The sequence below is a fragment of the Pseudomonas mosselii genome (assembly GCF_003205295.1).
Classification (GTDB): domain Bacteria; phylum Pseudomonadota; class Gammaproteobacteria; order Pseudomonadales; family Pseudomonadaceae; genus Aquipseudomonas; species Aquipseudomonas mosselii_B.
The window spans coordinates 203,461-224,793 of record NZ_QJRP01000002.1; the positions used below are offsets into that span (position 1 = coordinate 203,461).

At 61.1% G+C, this 21,333-nt stretch carries 18 protein-coding genes; 11 read left to right on the forward strand and 7 right to left on the reverse strand.

Translation table 11 applies throughout. The features are described 5' to 3' along the window. Nucleotides 1-288: 288 nt before the first annotated feature. Complete coding sequence (gbdR, locus tag DMX06_RS02865; protein ID WP_046853807.1) at nucleotides 289-1,395, forward strand: choline metabolism transcriptional regulator GbdR; 1,107 nt, start codon at nucleotides 289-291, stop codon at nucleotides 1,393-1,395. Nucleotides 1,396-1,708: 313 nt separating this feature from the next. Further along, nucleotides 1,709-3,010, forward strand: coding sequence for a hypothetical protein (locus tag DMX06_RS26075; protein ID WP_146232181.1), 1,302 nt, complete (start codon nucleotides 1,709-1,711; stop codon nucleotides 3,008-3,010). Nucleotides 3,011-3,157: 147 nt separating this feature from the next. On the opposite strand, the gene DMX06_RS02870 is transcribed toward DMX06_RS26075, so the two are convergent. The 5 genes from DMX06_RS02870 to choX form a co-directional block, all read right to left on the reverse strand. Next, nucleotides 3,158-3,415, reverse strand: a complete 258-nt coding sequence (locus DMX06_RS02870) for a hypothetical protein (protein ID WP_110734393.1) — start codon at nucleotides 3,413-3,415, stop codon at nucleotides 3,158-3,160. A 291-nt stretch (nucleotides 3,416-3,706) separates the two neighbouring features. After that, the gene (locus DMX06_RS02875; RefSeq protein ID WP_110734395.1) at nucleotides 3,707-4,180 is read right to left on the reverse strand and encodes a thioesterase family protein; all 474 of its coding nucleotides are present in this window, start codon (nucleotides 4,178-4,180) and stop codon (nucleotides 3,707-3,709) included. A gap of 10 nt (nucleotides 4,181-4,190) precedes the next feature. Next, nucleotides 4,191-5,156, reverse strand: coding sequence for an L-carnitine dehydrogenase (locus DMX06_RS02880; RefSeq protein WP_110734397.1), 966 nt, complete (start codon nucleotides 5,154-5,156; stop codon nucleotides 4,191-4,193). A 20-nt stretch (nucleotides 5,157-5,176) separates the two neighbouring features. Continuing rightward, a complete protein-coding gene (locus DMX06_RS02885; protein WP_110734400.1) occupies nucleotides 5,177-6,061 on the reverse strand; it encodes a 3-keto-5-aminohexanoate cleavage protein in 885 nt (294 codons plus the stop codon). Nucleotides 6,062-6,259: 198 nt separating this feature from the next. Then, nucleotides 6,260-7,204, reverse strand: coding sequence for a choline ABC transporter substrate-binding protein (gene choX / locus DMX06_RS02890; RefSeq protein WP_110734402.1), 945 nt, complete (start codon nucleotides 7,202-7,204; stop codon nucleotides 6,260-6,262). A 144-nt stretch (nucleotides 7,205-7,348) separates the two neighbouring features. Here choX and DMX06_RS02895 point away from each other — a divergent pair, with 144 nt between their 5' ends. Then, nucleotides 7,349-8,293: a GlxA family transcriptional regulator gene (locus DMX06_RS02895; protein ID WP_110734404.1), complete on the forward strand. Its 945-nt coding sequence runs from the start codon at nucleotides 7,349-7,351 to the stop codon at nucleotides 8,291-8,293. Between the two features lie 100 nt (nucleotides 8,294-8,393). On the opposite strand, the gene DMX06_RS02900 is transcribed toward DMX06_RS02895, so the two are convergent. Then, the gene (locus tag DMX06_RS02900; protein ID WP_110734407.1) at nucleotides 8,394-8,795 is read right to left on the reverse strand and encodes a lysozyme inhibitor LprI family protein; all 402 of its coding nucleotides are present in this window, start codon (nucleotides 8,793-8,795) and stop codon (nucleotides 8,394-8,396) included. Nucleotides 8,796-9,081: 286 nt separating this feature from the next. Between DMX06_RS02900 and DMX06_RS02905 the strand changes: the two genes are divergently transcribed. The 8 genes from DMX06_RS02905 to DMX06_RS02945 all read left to right on the forward strand — a co-directional run bounded on the left by DMX06_RS02905 (nucleotide 9,082) and on the right by DMX06_RS02945 (nucleotide 19,509). Then, nucleotides 9,082-10,059 carry a dipeptidase gene (locus tag DMX06_RS02905; RefSeq protein ID WP_011536164.1) on the forward strand — a complete coding sequence of 326 codons (978 nt, stop codon included), beginning with the start codon at nucleotides 9,082-9,084 and terminating at the stop codon, nucleotides 10,057-10,059. A gap of 77 nt (nucleotides 10,060-10,136) precedes the next feature. After that, a complete protein-coding gene (locus tag DMX06_RS02910) occupies nucleotides 10,137-10,667 on the forward strand; it encodes a DUF5943 domain-containing protein (protein ID WP_028688448.1) in 531 nt (176 codons plus the stop codon). 15 nt (nucleotides 10,668-10,682) lie between these two features. After that, a complete protein-coding gene (gene dgcA / locus DMX06_RS02915) occupies nucleotides 10,683-12,743 on the forward strand; it encodes a dimethylglycine demethylation protein DgcA (protein ID WP_110734409.1) in 2,061 nt (686 codons plus the stop codon). Between the two features lie 206 nt (nucleotides 12,744-12,949). Next, nucleotides 12,950-14,902 (forward strand): dimethylglycine demethylation protein DgcB, encoded by a 1,953-nt coding sequence (gene dgcB / locus DMX06_RS02920; protein WP_110734411.1) that lies wholly within the window; start codon nucleotides 12,950-12,952, stop codon nucleotides 14,900-14,902. After that, nucleotides 14,902-16,134, forward strand: coding sequence for an electron transfer flavoprotein subunit alpha (gene etfA / locus DMX06_RS02925; RefSeq protein WP_110734413.1), 1,233 nt, complete (start codon nucleotides 14,902-14,904; stop codon nucleotides 16,132-16,134). Before dgcB ends, etfA begins: the two co-directional genes overlap by 1 nt. Nucleotides 16,135-16,145: 11 nt before the next feature. Further along, entirely contained in the window at nucleotides 16,146-16,916 is a 771-nt protein-coding gene (gene etfB, locus DMX06_RS02930; protein WP_110734415.1) for an electron transfer flavoprotein subunit beta, read from the forward strand. A 993-nt stretch (nucleotides 16,917-17,909) separates the two neighbouring features. Beyond that, entirely contained in the window at nucleotides 17,910-18,647 is a 738-nt protein-coding gene (locus tag DMX06_RS02940) for an RHS repeat-associated core domain-containing protein (RefSeq protein ID WP_375538075.1), read from the forward strand. Nucleotides 18,648-18,708: 61 nt separating this feature from the next. After that, on the forward strand, nucleotides 18,709-19,509 hold the full coding sequence (locus DMX06_RS02945) for an RHS repeat-associated core domain-containing protein (protein ID WP_110734420.1): 801 nt from the start codon (nucleotides 18,709-18,711) through the stop codon (nucleotides 19,507-19,509). A gap of 494 nt (nucleotides 19,510-20,003) precedes the next feature. On the opposite strand, the gene gbcA is transcribed toward DMX06_RS02945, so the two are convergent. Beyond that, complete coding sequence (gbcA, locus tag DMX06_RS02950) at nucleotides 20,004-21,296, reverse strand: glycine-betaine demethylase subunit GbcA (RefSeq protein ID WP_110734422.1); 1,293 nt, start codon at nucleotides 21,294-21,296, stop codon at nucleotides 20,004-20,006. Between the last annotated feature and the right edge of the window lie 37 nt (nucleotides 21,297-21,333).

Consider the following 21,333-nt stretch of genomic DNA (forward strand, 5'->3'; position numbering starts at 1 on the left):
GACACTCAAGTCTGTCGCATCTGGGCAACCTTCCCACAAGTGCTACCGAATTGCTCAGCGGTGACGCGCAGGGGCGCTGGCGCGCCCGTTTGCGTTTGACCTGACGCTCATCACCCGGCCCGTTGGAAGGCGCATGCCGACGTCGTTTTTGGGTTTTGTTGGATGAGCGTTCAATTTCAGGCATGCCATTTGCGTTGAGATTGGCAAAGCCCCTGCATACGAAACGGGGCCATTACAAGAACAGTGCTCGCCTGAGGCACACCCTGCATTGTGTGAGGAGAAATCGCGATGACGTCGTACACCTCCGGGACCCCAACCCAGAACCGCACAGCACCCCAGTCCATCGGCTTTCTCCTTTTGGACAACTTCACCCTCATTTCGCTGGCCTCGGCCGTCGAACCCCTGCGCATGGCCAACCAGTTGTCCGGTCGTGAGCTGTACCGCTGGCACACGCTGACCGTCGACGGCGGCCAGGTATGGGCCAGCGACGGCCTGCAGATCACCCCGGACGCGGCGATGCACAGCGCACCGCCCATGGACACGGTGATCGTCTGCGGTGGCGTGGGCATCCAGCGCACCGTCACCCGCGAGCACGTCACCTGGCTGCAGGCCCAGGCCCGCCAGTCGCGCCGCCTGGGCGCGGTGTGCACCGGCAGCTGGGCGCTGGCCTGCGCCGGGTTGCTCGACGGTTTCGATTGCAGCGTGCACTGGGAATGCCTGGCGGCAATGCAGGAAGCCTATCCACGGGTGAACATGAGCACCCGCCTGTTCACCCTCGACCGCAACCGCTTCACCAGTTCCGGCGGCACCGCGCCGCTGGACATGATGCTGCACCTGATCAGCCGCGATCATGGCCGTGAGCTGTCGGCGGCGATTTCCGAGATGTTCGTCTACGAGCGCATCCGCAACGAGCAGGATCACCAGCGCGTGCCGCTCAAGCATATGCTCGGCACCAACCAGCCGAAGCTGCAGGAGATCGTCGCGCTGATGGAGGCCAACCTCGAGGAGCCGATCGACCTGGACGAACTGGCGGTGTATGTGGCGGTGTCGCGGCGCCAGCTCGAGCGATTGTTCCAGAAGTACCTGCACTGCTCGCCGTCGCGCTACTACCTCAAGCTGCGCCTGATCCGCGCCCGGCAACTGCTCAAGCAGACGCCGATGTCGATCATCGAGGTGGCGTCGGTGTGCGGGTTCGTGTCCACGCCGCACTTCTCCAAGTGCTATCGCGAGTACTTCGGCATTCCGCCGCGTGACGAGCGTGTGGGTTCGAACACCACCCAGCAGGTGGCGATGATGCCGATTCCGCAAGCCATGGCCCTGTCGCCCCACAGCGGGCCGATGGCGGCGCTGAGCCAGGCGCGCAACGAGTCGACGTTTGCCAGTGTGCGCTTGTAAGCACATCTCGCGCTTGCTGGGAGCGGGCTTGCCCGCGATGGTGCCTAAAAGGCAGCGATGCAGCACCTGCGGATGATTCCGCGGACCAAGCCCGCTCCCGCGAATTGTTGTAACGCGCCTGTTGGCCACTCTCGGCGCCGATATCTGCTCGCCTTCAGTTTTCACAAAATGGATTGTGCTCGCACGTGTCCCGGATGATCACGGATTTTTAGGGGGCTTTTGAGGACCTGACATTTCTACCAGTTGCCGATTCATCACTCATGGCATCCAATGCATCCAGTGCATCCAATATAGTGAAGGGCAGGGGTAGAGTATGTCATACCGCATAATGTTCAAAGTGAAGCTGGTTCTTTGTGCGTTATTATTGAATTCAGCGCCGGAAGTCATGGGGCGCGAAAATGCTGCGTCGATAGATGACGCTTCAATGCTGCTGCGGGTAAAGCAGGTGCTGGACCTTGGGGAACTGCAATCGAAACTTCCAGGCGACGCCGTGGTGCGGGAGTTGGTGTCGTCGGTGCACGGCAAGTACAAGGTTGAGGTTAATTTAGTTGAGACCAGACCTGACTTGATAGCAGGAGATACAAAATCTCTATCTGTATCAATGCCAGACGGCCAGGTTCTGCAGTTTCAAAAGCGAAGATCAGAGGATGACGATGCTCACGGCTCATACTGGTTTGGCGATATAAATGACGACCGTAAACAACGTTTTTCTTCCGCTCAAGAAGTCGATGTGGATCCACTGACCTGGATTTCGGTAAGCCGCTACGACGGGCGGTTGTTTGGAACGGTCAGTGTGCGAGGGGTTGTCTATGCGTTGGATACATTGAAAGATGCACGGCAGGTTCTGATAAAGCAAGAACCTACCGAGGAGATGGATTGTCAGCCATTGCACGAGAGTGTGGCGCACACAGGGAATGACATAAAGGTAAAGGAGAAGTCTAGTGCAAGAAGTGAAATTCGGGTGCTTGTCCTATTGACTGATAGTGCGTTGAAAGTACCTGATCTGCATCCAAGATTCCAGAACGACTTTGAAACGGCTACTTCATTATTTCAATCAAGTGGTGTGAATGTAAAGTTCACTCCTGTGTTTAGAGAAATTGGCAATTCTGAACATAAGAGTACTGAAGCTGAACTGCTGCGCTATTTTCGATTTCCAACAACAGCGGTGGGCAAGAGGGTAGCTGCTGTGAGGGAAGAAGAGGGCGGCGATGTGGTGATGGTTGTTTCTCAGGTATCCCGCAGGCCTGGGAAAAGCTATGTTGCAAACCGAAAAGAAAATGCATTTGCTATAGTGCCACCATACACTTGGGCACTAAACGTTCATCATCAGTTAGGACATCTTTTTGGAGCTGAGCATCTCTGGGTAACTGGAGATCCCGACCTGGGCGAGCCTCGTTATCGGTTTGCATACAGAGGGAAGTTATTAAATGGTGGCAGGGCGTTCAGAACGGAGATGGACAGATTTACCTGGACCACAGATAACTCTGTGGTGCTTAATCATTTTTCGGACCCGAACGCGACTTACGAAGGTACGGCCTTGGGAACGGCTAATAACAATAATGTCGTGCGCCTGCTTAACGAGCGTCGAGAGGAGATTGCGAATTATTTCCGTTAGTGATTAACCCTGTCGCGAGGTTCGACATGGGGCATGGTTAACGCGCGCTCGTGAATATGTATTTTGCGAGTCAACGTTCGCCGGTGTGCACTTATGTATATATCACGCACTTGGTGGGAGCGGGATAAGTCCGCTCCCACGAGCATTTCAAGCGCGCTTGATGAAATGCGCCAACGCCGGCAGCAACTGCTTGTCGATGGCCTGGCGCACTGCCGGGAGGATGGTCGCGCTGCCGGTGTACATTTGCTCGACCATGCCCTTCAGGGCCCGCGCATTGGGCTCGGTCAGTCCGCGTATCACCACCTCGCAGGCCTGCTCGGCGCTGGCGCCGGCCGGAATGTCGAAACCCCGCGAGCGCAGCTGGCCCAGCAGGTCGTCCTGGTCGATCAAGTCCGCATGCATCATGGCTAATGTCCTTCGCTGCTGTTGTTTGCAATCGATTCTGTGTCCGATGTGCCAAGGCGGCAAGGGCGGATTGTCGCGATGGCCGCTTTGGTTAAGAACAGGTCGTTTACGGCTAAATCGTCGGGGAAGGGAGGCCGCACACTGACGTCATTCACGGCACCGAGGGTTTGGTCACCCTCACTTCATGCACAGTGGATGTTGCTCGCTTCTGGCCCCGGACGCTCACGGCATTCCGGGGTTTTTTTTCAACCCTTTCGCGGCACAAGGGGCGCAACGCGCCCCCAGAATCTGTCAGCCAGCAGGTAGCCTCAGGACGTGCCCGACAAACTGCGGTGCCTGCAGATCACGCTGCTCGCCCACCAGGCCATTCAGTAACGCAACACTATGCTCGCCAAACAGCGCCGACTTCGGCCCCGCCAAGTCCACATGCAGCAGCATCTGCTCACTGGCCGCCAACGCCTCGTCAAACCCTTCCCGGTGCAAGCTGTGATACAGGTGCAAGCGCTTCCTGTCGAAGCCGATGATCTGCGTCTGCACCCACACTTCGGTATCGAGCTTCACCTCGTGCAGGTAGTTGATGTGCGCCTCCAGGGTGAACAGCGAGTGTCCACTTTGGCCCCGTGCGTCGGTATCCAGGCCGATGCGCTCCATCAGCGCGTCGGTGGCGTAGCTGAAGATCAGCAGGTAGTAGGCATCGCGCAGGTGGCCGTTGTAGTCGACCCATTCCGGCAACACCCGGGTACGGTAGGTGATCAGGGCGGGCATCGTTTTCTCCTCAATCGCTGAAGGCCATGCCGTGGCTGGCTTTGCTGGATTTCACCGCCTCCAGCACCGCCAGCAGGGTGTCATCACGATAGCGCTCCAGCGCGGCGATGCTGCGTTCGCCCAGCTGCTGCGAGGTACCTTCCACCACGTCGTCAATCAGCTTGTCGGTCAGCTCCGGCGCTGGCAAGTAAGTCCAGGGTAGCTTCAGCGCCGGGCCGAACTGGGCCATGAAGTGGCGCATGCCGGCGTCGCCACCGGCCAGGGTATAGGTGAGGAAAGTGCCCATGAACGACCAGCGCAGGCCGGCGCCGAAGCGGATCGCGTCGTCTATCTCGCCGGTGCTGGCGACACCGTCGTTGACCAGGTGCAAGGCCTCGCGCCAGAGCGCTTCGAGCAGGCGGTCGGCGATGAAACCGGGGACTTCCTTGCGCACGTGCAACGGGCGCATGCCCAGCGCGGTGTAAATGGTTTTCGCCGCTTCGATGGCGTCGGGGCTGGTATTGCGGCCACCGACGATCTCCACCAGTGGCAACAGGTAGACCGGGTTGAACGGATGACCCACCACACAGCGCTCGGGGTGGGTGGCCGATTCGTAGAACTCGCTGGGCAGCAGGCCCGAGGTGCTGGAGCCGATGATCGCGTCGGGCTTGGCGGCGGCGCTGATCTGCGCATGCAGGTCGAGCTTGAGGTCCAGGCGTTCGGGGGCGCTTTCCTGGATGAAATCGGCGTCGCGTACACATTCCTCGATGGTGGCGACGAAGGTCAGGCGATCCTGCGAGGCGCCGGGCGCCAGGCCTTGCTTCTGCAAGGCTGGCCAGGCGTTGGCGATGCGCTTGCGCAGGGCCGCCTCGGCGCCCGGCGCCGGGTCCCAGGCGATCACGTCCAGGCCATGGGCCAGGGCACGGGCGACCCAGCCGCTGCCGATCACGCCGCTACCCAGGGCGGCGAAGGTCTTGATGTCGGTGATGAAAGGCATATCAGGCTCCTACGGGGATTTTAGCGACGCTTGAGGTTCATCTTTTCCCGGCCTTCTGCCGGGCTGAGTACGCGGGCACCCATGCGGGTGATGATTTCCGCCGCCCGTTCCACCAACTGGCCGTTGCTGGCCAGTACGCCACGGTCCAGGTAGAGGTTGTCCTCAAGCCCCACCCGCACGTTGCCGCCGAGCAGTACCGCCTGGGCGGCCATGGGCATCTGCATGCGGCCGATACCGAAGCCGGCCCAGGTCACGTCGGCGGGCAGGTTGTCGACCATCGCCTTCATGGTGGTGGTATCCGCCGGCGCGCCCCACGGGATGCCCAGGCACAGCTGGAACAGCGGGTCGTCCAGCAGGCCTTCCTTGATCATCTGCTTGGCGAACCACAGGTGCCCGGTGTCGAAGATTTCCAGCTCGGCCTTCACGCCCAGCTCGGTAATGCGCTTGGCGCCCGCGCGCAGCTGGGCCGGGGTGGAGACGTAGATGGCGTTGCCGTCGCCGAAGTTGAGGGTGCCGCAGTCGAGGGTGCAGATTTCCGGCAGCAGCGCCTCGACGTGGGCCAGGCGTTCCAGCGGGCCGATCAGGTCAGTGCCAGGGCCGAACTCCATGGGCGATTCACCCGGGCCGATCTCCAGGTCACCGCCCATGCCAGCGGTGAGGTTGACGATGATGTCCACGTCAGCCTCGCGGATGCGCTCCATCACTTCGCGGTAGAGGTTGACGTCGCGGCTGAAGCGGCCGGTTTGCGGGTCGCGGACGTGGCAGTGGACCACGGTGGCGCCGGCCTTGGCGGCTTCGACGGCGGATTCGGCGATCTGTTTCGGGGTGACCGGGACCAGGTGGCTCTTGGCTACCGTGTCGCCGGCGCCGGTGAGGGCGCAGGTGATGATGACTTCGTGGTTCATGGTGGATTCCTGGTAATGATTTGGGCGATAGATTTTTGTAGGAGCGGCCTAGTGCCGCGAAAGGGCCGCAAAGCGGCCCCATCAACATCTGCTTGATGCACGAATCCTGGGGGCGCTTCGCACCCCTTTCGCGACACAAGGCCGCTCCTACACCGACCGGGTTGACCTGTCGGTGTGCGAATAGGCGATGAGGTTCTGTCAGTTGGCGGTGAGCTTGAGGTTGTCCGCGGCGGGCTTGCCATCGAAGGTCGTTACCCCCTCGAGCCAGCGCGCCTTGTCCTCGGGATGGTCCTTGAGCCACTGACGGGCGGACTCCAGCGCGTCCTTGTGATCGAGCAGCGGCTGCATCATCCGGCTCTCGTCTTCGGCGCTGAAACTCAGGTTGGCCAGCAGGCGGTGGGCGTTGGGGCAGCGCTGGGCGTAGTCCGGCGCGGTCACCGTCCACACCGTGGCACGGCCTTCGTCCGGGCCCAGGGCATCCTGGCTGTCGCCGAGATAGACCATGTCGATGTTCACGTTCATCGGGTGCGGCGCCCAGCCGAAGAACACCACCGCCTCCTTGCGTCGCACCGCGCGGTCCACCGCAGCGAGCATGCCGGCCTCGCTCGACTCGACCAGCTGGAACTTGCCCAGGTCGAACTGGTTCTTGGTGATCATCGCCTTGATCTGGGTATTGGCGCCGGAGCCTGGCTCAATGCCGTAGATCTTGCCGCCCAGTTCCTTCTGGAACTTGTGGATGTCGGCGAACGTCTTCAGGCCTTTGTCGGCCAGGTATTTCGGCACGGCCAGGGTGGCGCGGGCGTCTTCCAGGCTGGGTTTGTCGAGCACCTTGACCTGCTTGGCCTGGATGAACGGGGTGATGGTCTGGGTCATGATCGGGTTCCAGTACCCGAGGAACATGTCCAGGCGCTTGTCGCGGATACCGGCGAAGATGATCTGCTGCGAGGCGCTGGTCTGCTTGGTCTGGTAGCCCAGGCCATCGAGCAGCACCTGGGCCATGGCGCTGGTGGCGATCACGTCGGTCCAGTTGACCACGCCCAGGCGAACGTCCTTGCAGACGGCGGGTTCGGCGGCGAAAAGGGGAGCGGCTACGGTGGTGCTGAGCGCGAGGGACAACAGGCTGCGGCGGATAAAGCGTTGCATGGTGGCTCTCCATCGGCAGTGCATATTGTTATGGGTCCGGCCTCTGCGGGCCGTGAGAACACGCTACGCTGGCGGCAGGGTGGAAAATCGCACCCTGGCGACCAACACTTGCACGGAGGCGACCACCTTTGCGCGGAGCATGCGATGCCGGAAACCATAGACTTCCTGTTGCTACCCGGCTTTTCCGCCATGGGTTTCATCAGTGCCATCGAGCCGCTGCGCGTGGCCAACCGCTTCCGTGGCCCGTTGTACCGCTGGCGCGTGCTGAGCCTGGACGGTGGCGCGGTAGAGGCCAGCAACGGCATGTCGGTGAATGCCGACGGCGCGCTGGGGGAGGGCGGGCATGGGCGGCTGTTGCTGCTGGTGGCCGGCTTCGAGCCACTGGCGTGCTATGGCGCGGCGCTGCAGCAGGCGCTGCGTCGTCTCGACCATGAAGGCGTGGTGCTCGGGGGTATCGACACGGGCGCGATGGTGCTGGCCGAGGCCGGGCTGCTCGACGGTCACCGGGCGACCCTGCACTGGGAGGCGCTGGAGGCGTTCAAGGAGCGCTATCCACGCCTGCAGGCGACCCAGGAGCTGTTCGAGATCGACCGCCGACGCATCACCTGCGCCGGCGGCACGGCCTCCATCGACCTGATGCTCGACCTGATCGCCCAGGCCCACGGCAGTGAGCTGGCGGTGCAGGTTTCCGAGCAGTTTGTGCTAGGGCGCATCCGTCCGCGCCAGGACCACCAGCGCATGGAGATCGCCACGCGTTATGGGCTGCGCAACAAGAAACTGGTGAAGGTGATCGGCGAGATGGAGCGCAACACCGAACTGCCGCTCAACACCCAGGTGCTGGCCGATGGCGTGCAGGTGACCCGGCGCCAGTTGGAGCGGCTGTTTCGCTTGTACCTGGACGACACGCCCAGTGGTTTCTACCTGCGGCTGCGGCTGGACAAGGCCCGCCAGTTGCTGCGCCAGACCGACATGAGCGTGCTGGAGGTGGCGGTGGCGTGCGGATTCGAGTCGGCGTCGTATTTCACCCGCTGCTACCGGGCGCGGTTCGAGCGCTGTCCGAGGGAGGACAGGCTGGCCAAGGCAGTCTGATGTTCTCCTGCACCGGCCCCTTCGCGGGTAAACCCGCTCCCACAGAAGCATTCGCGGTCCCTGTGGGAGCGGGTTTACCCGCGAAGGGGCCGGTGCAGGATCACTGCTGCCCAATGGTCTGCAGATACTCCGACCGCTCATCGCTACGCTGCGCTACACAGGTGTTCCATGCCGCCTCGAACGCCTTGCTGCCTGGCTTTTCGGCATAGGTCTCGACCTTGCAGTCGGCATCGCGCAATTGCGCCCACAGCTTCTCGGCTGCCTCCATACGCCCGGTCAGCGCACCGGCCTTGTCGCTTTCGTCGGCGTACTGGTCGCGGATGCGTTGCATCAAGTCATCGTAGGCAGCCTTCAGCTCGCGCTCGGCGGTCTGCTTGTTGTAGGCCGCGCAGGCATAGCCCTGCTGGTCGCTCTCGACGTTGTCGCAGGGCGTGCTTTCTTCTTCGGCGGCCTGAGCGCCGTACGCGACGGCCAGCAGGACCAGCCATGCCATTGATTTCATCCGTTTTCTCCTGAACAGGCTGACGAATCGCAGGGATTCTCGCTCAGCCTCGGGCGCGGCGATAGCTCCCTGACGAAATGTTCATCAAAGGCTTGCAAAGGCAGTTGTCGAGACTGGCTCTCATCTGCGAGGCGCAGGCCAGAGCGTGCCCTGTCGGGCTTTGACGCTTTCGGCAAACCCCCTGTCGTTTTTGCATCGGGGCGCCTCGGGCGGCAGGCATATGCTGGCCCCAAAGCGCCGGCACAAGGTTCGGCGCATGCAGACTTCAATAAAAGGGGACAGCCTGATGAGCCCAGCCGAACTTCACGCCGACAGCATCGTCATCGACGGCCTGATCATTGCCAAGTGGAACCGCGAGCTGTTCGAGGACATGCGCAAGGGCGGGCTGACCGCGGCCAACTGCACGGTCTCGGTGTGGGAGGGCTTCAAGGCCACCGTCGACAACATCGCGTCCAGCCAGAAGCTGATCCGCGAGAACAGCGACCTGGTGATGCCGGTACGCACCACCGCCGACATCCGCAAGGCCAAGGAACTGGGCAAGACCGGCATCCTCTTCGGCTTCCAGAACGCCCATGCGTTCGAAGACCAGATCGCCTATGTCGACGTGTTCAAGCAGCTCGGCGTGGGCATCGTGCAGATGTGCTACAACACCCAGAACCTGGTGGGTACCGGTTGCTACGAACGTGACGGCGGCCTGTCGGGCTTTGGCCGCGAGATCGTCGCCGAGATGAACCGAGTCGGCATCATGTGCGACCTGTCCCACGTCGGCTCCAAGACCTCCGAGGAAGTCATTCTCGAGTCGAAGAAGCCGGTCTGCTATTCCCACTGCCTGCCATCGGGCCTCAAGGAACACCCGCGCAACAAGTCCGACGCAGAGCTCAAGTTCATTGCCGACCATGGCGGCTTTGTCGGCGTGACCATGTTCGCGCCGTTCCTGGCCAAGGGCATCGACTCGACCATCGACGACTACGCCGAGGCCATCGAGTACACCATGAACATCGTCGGTGAGGACGCCATCGGCATCGGCACCGACTTCACCCAGGGCCACGGCCAGGACTTCTTCGAGTACCTGACCCACGACAAGGGCTACGCCCGGCGCCTGACCAACTTCGGCAAGATCATCAACCCGCTGGGTATCCGTACCGTCGGCGAGTTCCCCAACCTGACCGAAACCCTGCTCAAGCGCGGCCACTCCGAACGCGTGGTGCGCAAGATCATGGGCGAAAACTGGGTCAACGTCTTGAAAGACGTCTGGGGCGAGTAAGCCGCTCTCCAAGCCTGAGAGCCCCTGCCAGCAACGCCGGGGCATCCAAACAAAAAATTTTATGGAGTTGAGTTTCCATGGCCAAGATCGCCCCGCAATTGCCAATCGAAGTCGACAGCGAGACCGGTGTCTGGACCAGCGACGCCCTGCCGATGCTCTACGTGCCGCGGCATTTCTTCGTCAACAACCACATGGGCATCGAGGAGGTGCTGGGCGCCGACAAGTACGCCGAGATCCTCTACAAGGCCGGTTACAAATCCGCCTGGCACTGGTGCGAGAAAGAGGCCGAATGCCATGGCCTGGAAGGCGTGGCAGTGTTCGAGCACTACATGAAGCGCCTGTCCCAGCGTGGCTGGGGCCTGTTCCAGATCCAGGACATCGACCTCGACAAAGGCACTTGCAGCGTCAAGCTCAAGCACTCCGCGTTCGTGTACGTGTATGGCAAGTGCGGCCGCAAGGTCGACTACATGTTCACCGGTTGGTTCGCCGGGGCCATGGACCAGATTCTCGCTGCCCGCGGCAGCTCGATCCGCACCGTGGCCGAGCAGGTCTACGGCGGTTCGGAAGAGGGCCACGAAGATGGCCTGTTCGTTACAAAGCCGTTGTAAGCCGGAGATAGCGTCATGGCCTTCGAAGCAATGTTCCAGCCGATCCAGATCGGCAAGCTGACCATCCGCAACCGCGTGCTCAGTACCGCGCACGCCGAGGTCTACGCCACCGACGGCGGCATGACCACCGACCGCTACGTGAAGTACTACGAAGAGAAGGCCAAGGGCGGCATCGGCCTGGCCATCTGCGGCGGCTCCTCGGTGGTGGCCATCGACAGCCCGCAAGAGTGGTGGTCGTCGGTCAACCTCTCCACCGACCGCATCATCCCGCACTTCCAGAACCTCGCCGACGCCATGCACAAGCATGGCGCCAAGATCATGATCCAGATTACCCACATGGGCCGTCGCTCGCGCTGGGACGGCTTCAACTGGCCGACCCTGATGTCGCCGTCGGGCATCCGTGAGCCGGTGCACCGCGCGACCTGCAAGACCATCGAGGTGGAGGAGATCTGGCGGGTGATCGGCAACTACGCGCAAGCCGCGCGTCGTGCCAAGGAAGGCGGCCTGGACGGCGTCGAGCTGTCGGCCGTGCACCAGCACATGATCGACCAGTTCTGGAGCCCGCGAGTCAACAAGCGTACCGACGAATGGGGCGGCACCTTCGAGGGCCGCATGAAGTTCGGCCTGGAAGTTCTGAAAGCCGTACGTGCCCAAGTCGGCGACGACTTCTGCGTGGGCATGCGCATCTGCGGCGACGAGTTCCACCCCGATGGCCTGAGCCATGAGGACATGAAGCAGATCGCCGCGTACTACGACGCCACCGGCATGCTCGATTTCATCGGCGTGGTCGGCTCGGGCTGCGACACCCACAACACCCTGGCCAACGTCATCCCCAACATGAGCTACCCGCCGGAGCCGTTCCTGCACCTGGCGGCCGGCATCAAGGAAGTGGTCAAGGTCCCGGTGCTGCACGCACAGAACATCAAGGACCCGAACCAGGCCACGCGAATTCTCGAAGGCGGCTATGTCGACATGGTCGGCATGACCCGCGCGCACATCGCCGACCCGCACCTGATTGCCAAGATCAAGATGGGTCAGGTCGACCAGATCAAGCAGTGCGTCGGCGCCAACTACTGCATCGACCGCCAGTACCAGGGCCTGGATGTGCTGTGCATCCAGAACGCCGCGACCTCCCGTGAATACATGGGCGTGCCGCACATCATCGAGAAATCCACCGGGCCGAAGCGCAAGGTGGTGGTGGTCGGCGCCGGCCCGGCCGGCATGGAGGCGGCCCGCGTCGCCGCCGAACGCGGCCACGACGTCACCGTGTTCGAGAAGAAGGACCAGATCGGCGGGCAGATCACTATTGCCGCCAAGGCGCCGCAGCGCGACCAGATCGCCGGCATCACCCGCTGGTACCAGCTGGAGTTCGCCCGCCTGAAGGTCGACCTGCGCCTGGGCACCGCCGCGGATGTGGACACCATCCAGGACCTGCGCCCGGACATCATCGTGCTGGCGGTGGGTGGCCATTCGTTCCTTGAGCAGAACGAGCACTGGGGCGCCGCAGAAGGGTTGGTAGTCAGCAGCTGGGACGTACTCGACGGCAAGGTGGCACCGGGCAAGAACGTGCTGGTGTACGACACCATCTGCGAGTTCACCGGCATGTCGGTGGCCGACTTCCTCGCCGACAAGGGCAGCCAGGTCGAGATCGTCACCGACGACATCAAGCCGGGCGTGGCCATGGGCGGCACGACCTTCCCGACCTACTACCGCAGCATGTACCCCAAGGAAGTGATCATGACCGGCGACATGATGCTGGAAAAGGTCTATCGCGAGGGTGACAAGCTGGTGGCGGTGCTCGAGAACGAGTACACCGGCGCCAAGGAAGAGCGCGTGGTCGACCAGGTGGTGGTGGAGAACGGCGTGCGTCCTGACGAGCAGCTGTACTACGCGCTCAAGGACGGCTCGCGCAACAAGGGCCAGATCGACGTGGAGGCGCTGTTCGCCATCAAGCCGCAGCCGATCCTGAGCCAGCCGGGCGAGGGCTACCTGCTGTACCGCATCGGCGACTGCGTGGCCCAGCGCAACGTGCACGCGGCGATCTATGACGCCTTGCGGTTGTGCAAGGACTTCTGATCGCACCGCCTCTCTAGGGGCGGGATTGGCCCCCCTGTAGGAGCGGCCTTGTGTCGCGAAAGGGTCGCGCAGCGGCCCCGGCATTCTCAGCGCTGATGAATTGCTGGGGCTGCTTCGCAGCCCTTTCGCGACACAAGGCCGCTCCTACAGGGGTCGGTGCCGCCCATGAGAGCGGCGCAGGATTCTAGCTGTTGTGGGAGCCTCCCATGTTGAACACCCTCTTACCCATCCTGCTGTTCACCGCCCTCGGCCTGGCGGTGCTCGGCGCCCTGCGCCGGGTACGCATGTGGCGGCGCGGGCGACCGAGCAAGGTTGACCTGATTGGTGGCCTGCTGGCCATGCCGCGGCGCTACCTGGTGGACCTGCACCATGTGGTCGAGCGCGATAAGTACATGTCCAAGACCCACGTGGCCACCGCTGGCGGCTTCGTGCTGTCGGCCGTGCTGGCGATCCTGGTGCACGGCTTCGGCCTGCATAGCAGGATCCTGGGCTATGCCTTGCTGGTGGCCACGGTGATCATGTTCACGGGCGCGCTTTTCGTCTTCAAACGCCGACTCAATCCTCCTTCGCGCCTGTCCAGGGGCCCCTGGATGCGCCTGCCGAAAAGCCTGCTGATGTTCGCGGCGAGCTTCTTCATCGCCACGCTGCCGGTTGCCGGCATCCTGCCGGAAGGTACTGGCGGCTGGGTGCTGGTCGCCTTGCTGGGTGTCGGTGTGCTGTGGGGCGTGTCCGAGCTGTTCTTCGGCATGACCTGGGGCGGCCCGATGAAGCACGCTTTCGCCGGTGCCCTGCACCTGGCCTGGCACCGCCGCGCCGAGCGCTTCGGCGGTGGCCGCTCCACCGGCCTCAAGCCGTTGGACCTCGAAGACCCCAACGCGCCGCTGGGCGTGGAAAAACCGGTCGACTTCACCTGGAACCAGCTGCTTGGCTTCGACGCCTGCGTGCAGTGCGGCAAATGCGAGGCCATGTGCCCGGCGTTCGCCGCCGGCCAGCCGCTGAACCCGAAGAAACTTATCCAGGACATGGTCATCGGCCTGGCCGGTGGCACCGACGCGCAGTTCGCCGGCAGCCCCTACCCGGGCAAGCCGGTCGGCGAGCATGGCGGCCATCCGCACCAGCCGATCGTCAACGGCCTGGTGGACGCCGAGACGCTGTGGTCGTGCACCACCTGCCGCGCCTGCGTCGAGGAGTGCCCGATGATGATCGAGCACGTCGATGCCATTGTCGACATGCGCCGCCACCTGACCTTGGAAAAGGGCGCTACGCCGAACAAGGGTGCCGAGGTGCTGGACAACCTGATCGCGACTGACAACCCCGGTGGTTTCGCTCCAGGTGGGCGGATGAACTGGGCTGCCGACCTCAACCTCAAGCTGATGTCCGAGGTGAAGCGCACCGAGGTGCTGTTCTGGGTCGGCGACGGTGCTTTCGACATGCGCAACCAGCGCACCCTGCGTGCCTTCGTCAAAGTGCTGAAAGCGTCCGGCGTGGACTTCGCCGTGCTCGGCCTGGAAGAACGCGACAGCGGTGACGTGGCCCGGCGCCTGGGCGATGAAGCGACCTTCCAGCAACTGGCCAAGCGCAATATCCAGACCCTGGGCAAGTACCAGTTCCAGCGCATCGTCACCTGTGACCCGCACAGCTTCCATGTGCTGAAGAATGAATACGGCGCCCTGGGCGGCGAGTACCAGGTGCAGCACCACAGCACCTACATTGCCGAGCTGATCGCCGCGAACAAGCTCAACCTCGGCCAGCACAAGGGTGGCAGTGTCACCTACCACGACCCGTGCTACCTGGGCCGTTACAACGGCGAATACGAAGCCCCGCGTGAAGTGCTCAAGGCGCTGGGTATCGAAGTGCGCGAGATGCAGCGCTCGGGCTTCCGTTCCCGCTGCTGCGGCGGTGGTGGCGGTGCGCCGATCACCGACATCCCCGGCAAGCAGCGTATTCCCGACATGCGCATGGACGATATCCGCGAGACCGAGGCCGAGCTGGTGGCGGTGGGTTGTCCACAGTGCACGGCGATGCTCGAGGGCGTGGTCGAACCGCGCCCACAGATCAAGGACCTGGCCGAGCTGGTCGCCGATGTGCTGATCGAAGACCAAACCCCTACAACCGCGAAGTCGCAGGCTGCCAAACGTGAACCTGCGGAGGTGCACTGATGAGCGACATCATCCGCCGCGACCCACGCGCCGAGTGGATCGCCCGTAACCGCCTGCACCCGTTGCACGCGGCGATGCAGACGCAACAGACCAGCTGGATGGGGCCTCACGGCATCATCCGCAAGAACCCGCACGCGATCGCCGCCGGCTTCATCGGCCCCAGCGGCCTCAAGCGCATTGACCGCAGCGGCGCCCAGCAGGGCACCGGTGTCGGCGGGCGACGCAGTGCGGCCGCCGAAGTGCAGTTGCCGCTGCACAGTGTGGCGGCCCCGGCCTTCTACATTGCCGTGGTACCGGACATGGTCGGTGGCCGCCTGGGCAGCCACGACCGAGACCTGCTGGGCCTTGCCCACAGCCTTGCTGGCAGCGACGGCGCGGTGCTGGCAGTTGTCTTCGGCGAGCACAAGGAAAACAACTTTTCCACAGCCGGCGTCGATCGGTTGCTGGTCATCGAGGGCGAGGCCTTCGAAGGTTATGCACCGGAGCAACTGGTCCAGGGCTTGCGGGCTGTGGATAACCAGTTCGCGCCACGCCACTGGCTGCTGCCCGACAGCCGTACCGGCGGCGGCGAACTGGGGCGTCGCCTGGCCGCCGCGTTGGGCGAACGCCCGGCGACGCGGGTGTGGCAGGTCAAGGATGGCCAGTGCATTGGCCGTGCTGGTGCCGGCCAGCAGGATATTCAGCGCAATGTGCCACGGCTGATCCTGGCCGCCGCCGAATGCGCCGAGCCGGTCAGCGAAACCCGTCACGAAGCGCTGCCGGTGGAGTTGTCCACAGGCGTGGCGCGCAGCCTGTCGCGTATCGAAGATCTTGGCTCGGTGGCCGTGGACCCGGCCGCCATCGCCATGGCCGAGGCCGAGTTCATCGTCTCCGGCGGCAACGGCGTCAAGGACTGGGACCTGTACCACCGGGCCACGGCGGCCCTCGGCGCCACCGAGGGCGCGTCGCGGGTGGCGGTGGACGACGGCTTCATGCCGCGCAACCGCCAGGTTGGCGCCACCGGCACCTGGGTCACGGCGCGGGTCTATGTGGCTGTGGGTATCTCCGGCGCCATCCAGCACCTGCAGGGCATCGGCGCCTGTGACAAGGTGGTGGCGATCAATATGGACCCGGGCTGCGACATGATCAAACGGGCCGACCTGTCGGTGATCGGCGACAGCTCGGCGATTCTCAAGGCACTGATCGAGGCTGTGGACAACTTCCGCAGCGGCGGCCAGCGCGACGCGGCATAGGGGCAGCGAGCATGAGTACGAAAGTCATCAGCCTGGTCTCGATCGGCGCCCACCCCAGCTCGGGCCGCGCCCGCCGCGCCGAGCAGGATGCCCGCGCCGTGGAACTGGGTCTGCAGCTGGCTGGGGATAACTTGCAGGTGGTGCATGCCGGCGATCCTCGCGAAGAGGCGCTACGTGCCTACCTGGGCATGGGGCTGGATCATCTGGATGTGCTGGAACAACCCGCCGGCGCCGATGTATTGGGCGTGCTCGGCGACTATCTGCGCGACGCGGGTGCCCAGTTGGTGCTGACCGGCAGCCAGGCCGAAACCGGCGAAGGCTCGGGCATGCTGCCGTTCCTGCTGGCCGAGAGACTGGGCTGGCCGCTGGTGGTGGGATTGGCCGAGGTCGAGTCCATCGACAACGGTACCGCCCAGGTGCTGCAGGCTCTGCCAAGGGGTCAGCGGCGTCGCCTGAAGGTGCGCCTGCCATTGCTGGCGACTGTGGATAACGCTGCGCCCAAGCCTCGGCAGTCGGCGTTCGGCCCGGCCCGGCGCGGGGTGCTGGCGGCACGTCACGTAGCGGTGATCGAGGATACGCTGTTGGCCGAGGATGCTTTACAACCTGCCCGCCCTCGGCCCAAGCGGCTCAAGGTGATCAAGGCCAAGAGTGGTGCCGACCGCATGAAAGCCGCCACGGCCAAGGCCAGTGGCGGGGGCGGTAAGGTGCTCAAAGATGTGTCGCCACAGGAGGGTGCCGAGGCGATCCTGAAGCTGCTGGTGGAGGAGGGCGTCCTGCGCTGACTTGCGGCACTCACTATCCACAAGCTCATAACGCCCGGTGAAGGTGCCCAGAATCATTAGGCCAGTTCACACCTCCCCGTGTGGGAAGGGGTTTACCCGCGAACACCGGCAGAGCCGGTGCCATCCAGCACGCGGCCGGCTTCGCGGGTAAACCCGCTCCCATAGGGGGCCGCTGTTTACGCTCCGCCATAGCCGTACTGATCCATGTGCATAACTATCCTCAGAATCCTGCTGGACTGACATCGACTCGAACCGGCTCCATCACTTGCCCACTGAATCTGTTTGCCAGGCTGTGAATAAAATGTTCGTGCATTGCCAGAGCCACTGAAATTCAAGGCCTACAAAGGATAGATCAAAAAATGATCAGCTCGGTAAAAAGCACAACCAAACCGTAGTGCCAGGTACCAGCGAAATTGCTCACAATCGCTGTTGGTGGCCCTGTGGACAACATGTTTGGATTTCTCTACAGGCATTGAATCCATTGGCTTGGAGAATGTTGGCTGTTTTTTGATCAGCCCTTCTTCAGTGTGGCTAAAGTCTCGGAATAAAAGTGCTTCATGACGCTATCCACGGGTCTGCAAGATTCTGGGTCGGCCTTATCAACATTCCCTGTTGGTTCACCTGTGGAAAACGTGTTCGGTTTTGTCTCAACCCCACGTTTTCAAAGGTTTGCAGGCAGCTGATTGTTTTTTGATCAATACAGACATTTCTATTATTCGAGCTACGTCGTCCAGGCTACTTGAAGGGCTGTGGGTAAAAGCCCTTCGATCAATCGCTTCCCGCCATGGAGACCTGGCATTTTTGTCAGTTATCACAACACAACGGCAATGCTAGCTTGGTGCCAATCAGCCCATGGAGCACAAGCACATGACCAGAAAATGTTTGCTCGTCGTAGACAGGCTACAAAGCCCACAAACAACGATGACTTCGTCAGGGCGGACACCGGTCGCCTACACAGCCTATGGTGGGCGCCCCGCACCGAAAGAGGCCTCGATGACGGGGTTCACTGGCAAACTGCGAGAAGTCGAGTTGGGCTTCTACCTGCTGGGTAATGGCTATCGCGCTTTTAGTCCGTCGTTGATGCGGTTTCTTTCTGCTGATGTGTTGAGTCCGTTTGGGAAAGGCGGACTGAATTGCTATGCGTACTGTCACGGTGACCCTATCAACAAGATAGATCCTACTGGCCAATGGGCTACGCACCAGATCACAATGGCTGCAAATGGACTTGCTTTTGCCCAGGCGGGGCTGGCACTTGCTAATCAGCGGATAGAGACAGGAAAAACTAACTTTGGAACCGGTGCCCGATCAGGTGTAACGATGGCCATTGCAGCGTGGGGTTTCTCCGCTGGAGTTCAGCAGCTTAATAATGGCGACGAAGGAAGCATCGTAGCGGATGTGACGACCGTTTTAGCCCCGGCACTGGCTCTCGGTGATGAATTTTATCGATTTGGGGTGAATATTTATAAACTTGCGAAGGACCGTGTGGCGGCTCACTTTAGTACGCCACCTGGGTCCCCAAATACGGTAGTAACCGGTGAGGTGACTAGACGGGCTGCAAATAATTCAGAGCATAGGGCAAAATCGGTTAATGAAGCTGTGGAGCTTAACAGGCAGTTGCTTTCACAGCAAGATGGAGAAGAAATTGTTCACTTCCAATACCCTGAGGTAGCGCCTGCTAGGCGATTAAGTGCTAGCAACCCTCAAGATTTACAGGCTTTGGTCAGAAGTTAGGAGTTTTGTTAGTTTGCTAAACGTTGCAGGCTATCTGTTACTCTGTGTCTGGAGGTATAACATGCGGGCATCGACAATCTTGGGGGGCGACCATCAATTGAGTAAAGTAATAGCCCTCACCCAAGGAGTATTGCAATATGTACCTTTCACACCCTATGGCTATAACTGGTCACAGGGTGGGGCGATGAATATTGGCTTTACAGGGCAGTACTTTGATGGTTGCTTGGAAGGGTATTTGCTGGGCAATGGTTATCGAGTGTATAACCCATGGCTGATGCGCTTTAAGTCCCCGGATCGTGTAAGTCCGTTCGGACGAGGGGGGATCAACGCCTATGCATACTGTGAAGGGGATCCTGTGAACTGGCAGGACCATTCTGGGAGTAACAAAAGTAGAGCAGTATCTGTGCTTGACCTGAGTAAGACAAGAGATTATTCAGGTATTTTTGTTAGTGCGCTGCGGGAAACCGTTTATTATGCCGAGTCATTTCGGAAGTTTTTAGATAAATCCAAGAAAAATGTGGAAGGTAGAATTGGGGATGCTGAGTATTTTCTTGATCAAGCTAGAAAAGATAAAAAGCCATATACGGATAGCCATCTTGAACTTTTAAATCAGCTTCCGAAACTTATCATTAGTAGTGTGAAGGTCGAGAGGAAAAAGTCTAGAGTTGAAGTCATCATCAACGATCTTAATGGTATGATTGGCAGGATGGAGGGTGAGGGGTTCGAAGAACCTCGGCTGGATAGTGGTACGATTCCAGTTTTGCCGGGGGGCGAGCATGATGAGTCAGGTGACTTGATTTCTAGCAGACGTCCCCGATTAGGAACTTGGCCTTCATCTGAGATGAACAGGCTTCGGCGATGAGTTGCAAGCGCCGTCTTGATTGATTTTAGGCTGCATGAGTGAAGGCGGTTAAAAACAAGTAAGGGTGCGACTGCCATCTCCGGGAGAATTAGAGGCTAGATAATAGAGTGTATCTGCACTTATGTGTCTGGTAGATTCGAGTAATTAGTATTTTGTCACGAATAAAGTATTCTATTTGAGCTACGCTTCCTTGGTCAGACAGGACGCGGGGTGGAGCAATGAATTTTCAAGGCATCGTGCTCAGTGATGATGAACCAGTTGAGCTGAACCGACGAATTCGGTCTGCGCAAGATCCAGGATGTCCGAGAGAGCATGGCATGCGAGCACAAAGAGAACGTATTTTCGAGGCAGGACACTAGAAGCCCCCAAAGCAACATGCATGACACACGCGATCTAAGCGATTGATATGAGTGACCAAGCGTAAACCAGCGCCATTCAAAGGGCTGCAATGCAGCCCTTTGGGACAATGTAGTCGACTGTATCCTTCTACTACCTCATTGAGCCTGCACTTCTCTCAGATAAGCCGCCGGCTCCGCCCCCAAATTGTTCAACAGCCGTTGGCTATACCAGTCGATGAAGTTCACCACCCCAAACTCGTAGGTCTTCGAATAAGGCCCCGGTTGATACGCAGTGGAATTGATCCCCCGCTGGTTCTCCTCCGCCAGTCGCCGATCCTGGTCGTTGGTGGCGTCCCACACCTTGCGCATGTCCTCCGGGTTGTAATCCACGCCTTCCACCGCGTCCTTGTGCACCAACCACTTGGTGGTGACCATGGTTTCCTGCGCGCTGATCGGCCACACAGTGAACACGATCATGTGATCGCCCATGCAGTGGTTCCACGAATGCGGCAGGTGCAGGATGCGCATCGAGCCCAAGTCCGGGTTCTTGATGCGGCCCATCAGCTTCTGGCAGGCCTGCTTGCCGTCCATGGTCATCGACACGGTGCCCTTGAGCAGCGGCATGCGCACGATGCGGTTACGCAGGCCGTGGCTCTTGTGCAGGTACGGAATCTTCTCGGCTTCCCAGGCGGCGGCCGAGGCGGCCACGTGGTCCTTGAATTCCTGGCTGGCGCGGGGGTCGTTGGTGTCGTCCCATTCCAGCAGGGTTTTCAGCAATTCGGGGTGTGAGCCGCTGCAGTGGTAGCACTCGCGGTTGTTCTCCAGCACCAGCTTCCAGTTGGCCTTCTCCATCAAGGTGGTCTGCACCGCCACCTTGGTGTTCTCCATGTCGTAGGGTTCCATGTAGTGGTCGAGGGTGGCCAGGAACTCGTCGATGGCCGGTGGGTTCTCGGCCAGGCTGATGAAGATGTAGCCACCGGCCACCTTCACGTTCACAGGCTTGAGGCCGTACTGGTTCATGTCGAAGTCGGCGCCCATCTCGGAGCCGGCGAACAGCAGGCGGCCGTCGAGTTCATAGGTCCATTGGTGGTAGTGGCAGACCAGCTTGGCCACCTTGCCTTTGTCGCTGACGCACAGGCGCGAACCGCGGTGGCGGCAGACGTTGTGGAAGGCATGCACCTTACCTTCTGCACCGCGTATCACGATGATCGGGTTCTTGCCGATCTGCAGGGTGATGTAGTTGCCCTTGGTCGGGATCTCGCAAACCATGCCGGCGATCAGCCACTCCTTGTGGAAGATCTCCTGCATGTCGATCTGGAACAGGCGCTCGTCGCAGTAGAACGGCTGCGGCAGCGAGTAGGTGCGCTCGCGGGTCTGCAGCATCTCGGCGGTGGCCTTGCGTGCAGGTTCCAGTGGATCGCCCAGGCTCAGGGTTGCGGTGACGTCCATCGTGTGGTCCTCGTGGCCGCGCGCGGCCGGCTGAAGT

Excerpts from the sequence above, each read along its gene's own strand:
- gbdR (WP_046853807.1), top strand. The coding sequence starts at position 289 with ATGACGTCGTACACCTCCGGGACCCCAACCCAGAACCGCACAGCACCC.
- DMX06_RS26075 (WP_146232181.1), top strand. The coding sequence starts at position 1,709 with ATGTCATACCGCATAATGTTCAAAGTGAAGCTGGTTCTTTGTGCGTTA.
- DMX06_RS02870 (WP_110734393.1), bottom strand. The coding sequence starts at position 3,415 with ATGATGCATGCGGACTTGATCGACCAGGACGACCTGCTGGGCCAGCTG.
- DMX06_RS02875 (WP_110734395.1), bottom strand. The coding sequence starts at position 4,180 with ATGCCCGCCCTGATCACCTACCGTACCCGGGTGTTGCCGGAATGGGTC.
- DMX06_RS02880 (WP_110734397.1), bottom strand. The coding sequence starts at position 5,156 with ATGCCTTTCATCACCGACATCAAGACCTTCGCCGCCCTGGGTAGCGGC.
- DMX06_RS02885 (WP_110734400.1), bottom strand. The coding sequence starts at position 6,061 with ATGAACCACGAAGTCATCATCACCTGCGCCCTCACCGGCGCCGGCGAC.
- choX (WP_110734402.1), bottom strand. The coding sequence starts at position 7,204 with ATGCAACGCTTTATCCGCCGCAGCCTGTTGTCCCTCGCGCTCAGCACC.
- DMX06_RS02895 (WP_110734404.1), top strand. The coding sequence starts at position 7,349 with ATGCCGGAAACCATAGACTTCCTGTTGCTACCCGGCTTTTCCGCCATG.
- DMX06_RS02900 (WP_110734407.1), bottom strand. The coding sequence starts at position 8,795 with ATGAAATCAATGGCATGGCTGGTCCTGCTGGCCGTCGCGTACGGCGCT.
- DMX06_RS02905 (WP_011536164.1), top strand. The coding sequence starts at position 9,082 with ATGAGCCCAGCCGAACTTCACGCCGACAGCATCGTCATCGACGGCCTG.
- DMX06_RS02910 (WP_028688448.1), top strand. The coding sequence starts at position 10,137 with ATGGCCAAGATCGCCCCGCAATTGCCAATCGAAGTCGACAGCGAGACC.
- dgcA (WP_110734409.1), top strand. The coding sequence starts at position 10,683 with ATGGCCTTCGAAGCAATGTTCCAGCCGATCCAGATCGGCAAGCTGACC.
- dgcB (WP_110734411.1), top strand. The coding sequence starts at position 12,950 with ATGTTGAACACCCTCTTACCCATCCTGCTGTTCACCGCCCTCGGCCTG.
- etfA (WP_110734413.1), top strand. The coding sequence starts at position 14,902 with ATGAGCGACATCATCCGCCGCGACCCACGCGCCGAGTGGATCGCCCGT.
- etfB (WP_110734415.1), top strand. The coding sequence starts at position 16,146 with ATGAGTACGAAAGTCATCAGCCTGGTCTCGATCGGCGCCCACCCCAGC.
- DMX06_RS02940 (WP_375538075.1), top strand. The coding sequence starts at position 17,910 with ATGACGGGGTTCACTGGCAAACTGCGAGAAGTCGAGTTGGGCTTCTAC.
- DMX06_RS02945 (WP_110734420.1), top strand. The coding sequence starts at position 18,709 with ATGCGGGCATCGACAATCTTGGGGGGCGACCATCAATTGAGTAAAGTA.
- gbcA (WP_110734422.1), bottom strand. The coding sequence starts at position 21,296 with ATGGACGTCACCGCAACCCTGAGCCTGGGCGATCCACTGGAACCTGCA.